This window comes from Caldimonas sp. (genome assembly GCF_046289365.1).
Lineage (GTDB): Bacteria > Pseudomonadota > Gammaproteobacteria > Burkholderiales > Burkholderiaceae_C > Caldimonas.
This window is the reverse complement of record NZ_JBKBVU010000231.1, coordinates 1-4388: the sequence shown is the minus strand read 5'-3', so window position 1 is coordinate 4388 and position 4388 is coordinate 1. Positions and strand designations below refer to the sequence as shown.

General features: G+C 69.9%; 3 protein-coding genes. All 3 read left to right on the top strand.

The features are described 5' to 3' along the window. Positions 1-1378, top strand: a 1378-nt coding sequence (locus ACK42S_RS15975; protein ID WP_409709785.1) for an N-acetylglutaminylglutamine amidotransferase, incomplete at its 5' end; no start/stop codon positions are given. Between the two features lie 20 nt (positions 1379-1398). Further along, positions 1399-3156, top strand: coding sequence for an N-acetylglutaminylglutamine synthetase (gene ngg, locus ACK42S_RS15970; RefSeq protein ID WP_409709782.1), 1758 nt, complete (start codon positions 1399-1401; stop codon positions 3154-3156). Further along, positions 3153-4301 carry an osmoprotectant NAGGN system M42 family peptidase gene (locus ACK42S_RS15965; protein ID WP_409709779.1) on the top strand — a complete coding sequence of 383 codons (1149 nt, stop codon included), beginning with the start codon at positions 3153-3155 and terminating at the stop codon, positions 4299-4301. The genes ngg and ACK42S_RS15965 overlap by 4 nt, the downstream gene beginning before the upstream one ends. Positions 4302-4388: the final 87 nt, after the last annotated feature.

Here is a 4388-nt window from a genome sequence, read left to right as displayed (position 1 = left end):
CGGCCGCCTCACGCTGGCACGCGACCGCTTCGGCATCAAGCCGCTCTACCTGGCCGCCACGGGCAAGCGACTGCGCTTTGCCTCCACGCTGCCTGCGCTGCTGGCCGGCGGCGACATCGACACCACCCTCGACCCCATCGCGCTACACCACTACATGAGCTGGCACGCGGTGGTGCCCACCCCGCACACCATCGTGCAGGGCGTGACCAAGCTGCCGCCGGCCACCATCGCCACCTTCGAGCGCGACGGCACGCGCCACGACCACCGCTACTGGACGCTGTCGGTGCGCGAAGACCCGGCCCTGGCCGCACTGAAAGACGTGGAACGCGAAGCCCTGGTCGAGGAGGCCCTGCGCACCGCCGTGCGCCGGCGCATGGTGGCCGACGTGCCGGTGGGCGTGCTGCTCTCGGGGGGCGTCGATTCCAGCCTCATCGTGGCGCTGCTGGCCCAGATGGGCCAACGCGACTTGCAGACCTTCTCGATCGGCTTCGAGGCCGGCGGCGACGAAGCGGGTGACGAGTTCCGCTACTCCGACCTCGTGGCCCAGCGCTTCGAGACCGGACACCACCAGATCCGCATCCCCACGCCCGATCTGCTGCAGGTGCTGCCCGAGACCATCGCGGCCATGAGCGAGCCCATGGTGAGCCACGACAACGTGGCCTTCTACCTGCTCTCGCGCGAGGTGTCGCGTCACCTGAAGGTGGTGCTAAGCGGTCAGGGTGCCGACGAGGTCTTTGCCGGCTACCACTGGTATCCCAAGCTCGCCAGCAGTTCTCAGCCCGCAGCCGACTACGCGCGCGTTTTCTTCGACCGGGACCACGAGGCCCTCCAGGCCACCCTGCAGCCGCGCTGGCACACCGGTGACGTGAGTCGCGCCTTCGTCGAGCAGCATTTCGCCACCGTCGATGCGGCCACAGCGCTGGACAAGGCGCTGCACCTGGACAGCACCGTGATGCTGGTGGACGACCCGGTCAAGCGCGTGGACAACATGACCATGGCCTGGGGCCTGGAGGCCCGCGTGCCCTTCCTCGACCACGAGCTGGTGGAACTGGCCGGGCGTCTGCCCGCCCAGGACAAACTGAAGGAGGGAGGCAAGGGCGTGCTCAAGGCCATCGCCCGCCGCCTGCTGCCGCGCGAGGTGGTGGACCGGCCCAAGGGCTACTTCCCGGTGCCCGCGCTGAAATACCTCGACGGTCCGGTGCTCGACATGGTGCGCGATGCCTTGAACAGCCGCGCCGCGCGCGAACGCGGCCTGTTCCGCCCCGAGACCTTGGCTCCCTGGCTGGCCCATCCGGGCGAACACCTCACGCCGCTGCGCGGCTCGAAGCTGTGGCAGGTGGCCCTGCTGGAGCTGTGGCTGCAATCGCGCGGCCTGTGAGGCCGGCAGGAGACCAGACCATGATCGCTTCACACAACCCGCTCGACCCGACCCAGATGGCCAGCCTCAAGCACTGGGGCGACCCGCCGCCGCACCTGGACCTCGATGCGATGAAACCCGAGGCCTGGGTGGACTGCGGCTGGGGCCGCCTGCTGCTGGGCCAGACCTTCACCAGCCCCCAGGCCCTGGCCGACGAGCTGCGTCGCGAGGAAGAAGGCCGGCGCGACGTGGCGCTGTACATCCGCGACCCGCACGTGGCCATCGCGGTGGCGCCGCAGCATCTCTTCCTCGACCCTTCGCACACCTACCGGCTCGACCTGCGCCGCCACCGCATCGAGCCACCGCCCGAAGAAGGCTACACGCTGCGCGAGGCCCGCGCCGAGGACGAGGCCACGCTCAACCGCATCTACCGCGCCTGCCGCATGGTGCCACTGCGCCCGGGCTATCTCACCGACGGCCAGCGCGATCCGGCGGTCATCCTGCTGGTGGTGCACGACGAGGCGAGCGATCAGGTGGTGGGCACCGTCACCGGCGTGGACCACGTGCGCGCCTGCCGCTGCCCCGAGCAGGGGGCGAGCCTTTGGTCGCTCGCGGTGGACCCGCAGGCCACCCGCCCCGGTGTGGGCGAGGCGCTGGTGCGCGCCCTGGCCCATCACTACCGCGCCCTGGGGCGTCGCTACCTCGACCTGTCGGTGATGCACGACAACCAGCACGCGATCGCGCTGTACGAGAAGCTGGGCTTCGAGCGCGTGCCGGTGTATTGCGTCAAGCACAAGAACCCGATCAACGAGAAGCTCTTCACCGGGCCGGACGACTGCGCCGAGGTCAACATCTACGCGCGCATCCTCATCGACGAGGCGCGCCGCCGCGGCATCGGCGTGGAGCTGCAGGACGCCGAGCACGGCTTTTTCCGCCTCACGCATGGCGGTCGCACGGTGAGCTGCCGTGAGTCGCTCACCGACCTCACCTCGGCGGTGGCCATGAGCCGCTGCGACGACAAGCGCGTGACCCGCAAGGTGCTGGCCGCTGCCGGGCTGCGCCTGCCCGAGCAGGCCCTGGTGCGCAACGAGGCCCAGGTGGCCGCCTTCTTGCACCGCCACGGCCGCATCGTCGTGAAGCCGGCCCGCGGCGAACAGGGGCGCGGAGTGAAAGTCGACCTGCGCACGCTCGACGAGGTGCACCGCGCCATCGAGGAAGCGCGCGCCCATTGCGACGACGTCATCATGGAAGAGCTGGTGCTCGGGCAGGACCTGCGCATCGTCGTGATCGACTACCAGGTCGTGGCGGCCGCCACGCGCCGACCGGCCGAGATCACCGGCGACGGGCAGACGACTGTGCGCGAACTCATTGCCAAGCAGAGCCGCCGCCGCGAGGCCGCCACGGCCGGGGAAAGCCGCATCCCGATGGATGCCGAGACCGAACGCTGCGTGCACGCTGCCGGGTACACGATGGACACGGTGCTGAGCGCCGGCACGGTGCTGCCGGTGCGCAAGACGGCCAACCTGCACACCGGCGGCACCATCCACGACGTCACCGACCAGCTCCACCCTGAGCTGCGGCAGGTGGCCGAGCAGGCCGCGCGCGCGCTCGAGATCCCGGTGGTGGGCTTCGATTTCATGGTGCCCGACCTGGGCGGCACCGAGTACGCCATCATCGAGGCCAACGAGCGCCCCGGCCTGGCCAACCACGAACCCCAGCCCACGGCCGAGCGCTTCATCGACCTGCTCTTCCCGCAGACCCGCGCCGCACCGCTGCCGGAGATGAAGGAGAGCGCGTGACCCGAACAACCGCCCCCCGCATCGACCGTGACTACCTGCTCGACGTGCTGCAGCGCCTGCTGCTCACGCCCAGCCCCTCGGGCATGACCGACGAGATCGTCGTGAAGGTGTCCAACGAACTGGAACAGCTCGGCATCCCCTACAGCCTCACGCGGCGCGGCGCCATCCGCGCCGACATCGAGGGCGAGCGCCACAGCCCCGACCGCGCCATCGTCGCCCACCTCGACACCCTGGGGGCGATGGTCAAGCAGCTCAAGCCCAACGGCCGGCTCGAACTCGTGCCCATCGGCTTTTGGTCCTCGCGCTTTGCCGAGGGTGCACGTGTCACGCTCTACGGCGACGACGGCCTGACCTGCCGCGGCACCATCCTGCCCTGCAAGGCCTCGGGCCACACCTTCAACCAGGAGATCGATACCCAGCCGGTGGCCTGGACCCACGTGGAGCTGCGCCTGGACGAACGCTGCCATTCGCGCGAGGACCTCGTCCGCCTGGGCGTGAACGTGGGCGACACCATCGCGGTGGATTCGGCCCCCGAGTTCCTGCCCAACGGTTTCATCAACGCCCGCCACCTGGACGACAAGGCCGGCGTGGCCGCCCTGCTGGCGGTGGCCCGGGCGCTGCGCGAGTCCGGCACCCGCATCCCGGTGGACTGCCACCTGCTGTTCACCATCTCGGAAGAGGTGGGCGTGGGCGCCTCGCACGTGCTGCATGGCGACGTGGCCGAGCTGATCTCCATCGACAACGGCACGGTGGCCGAAGGCCAGAACACCTGCGAGTACGGTGTGACCATCTCCATGCAGGATTCGGCCGGCCCCTTCGACTGGCACCTCACGCGCCACCTGCTGGCGCTGTGCCGCGAACGCGGCATCGAGCACAGCCGCGACGTGTTCCGCTACTACCGCAGCGATGCCGCCGCGGCGCTGGAGGCCGGCAACGACATCCGCACCGCCCTCGTGTGCTTCGGGCTCGATGCCTCGCACGGCCACGAGCGTGTGCATGTCGATTCGCTGATGGCGCTGGCCGAGCTGCTGCTGGCCCACGTGCAGAGCCCGCCGCTCTTCAAGCGCGATGCGGCCCTGCTGGGCCCGCTGGCCGACTTCCCGGCCCACAACGACCCGACGCTGGCCGAGGGCGGCGCCTCCTGACGCTCAGGCCGCGGCCGGCGCCTCGTGGTGGGTCGGGCGATTTCGATCGGGCCGGGGAAGGAGAAACAAAGAGAAAAGAGGAAACAA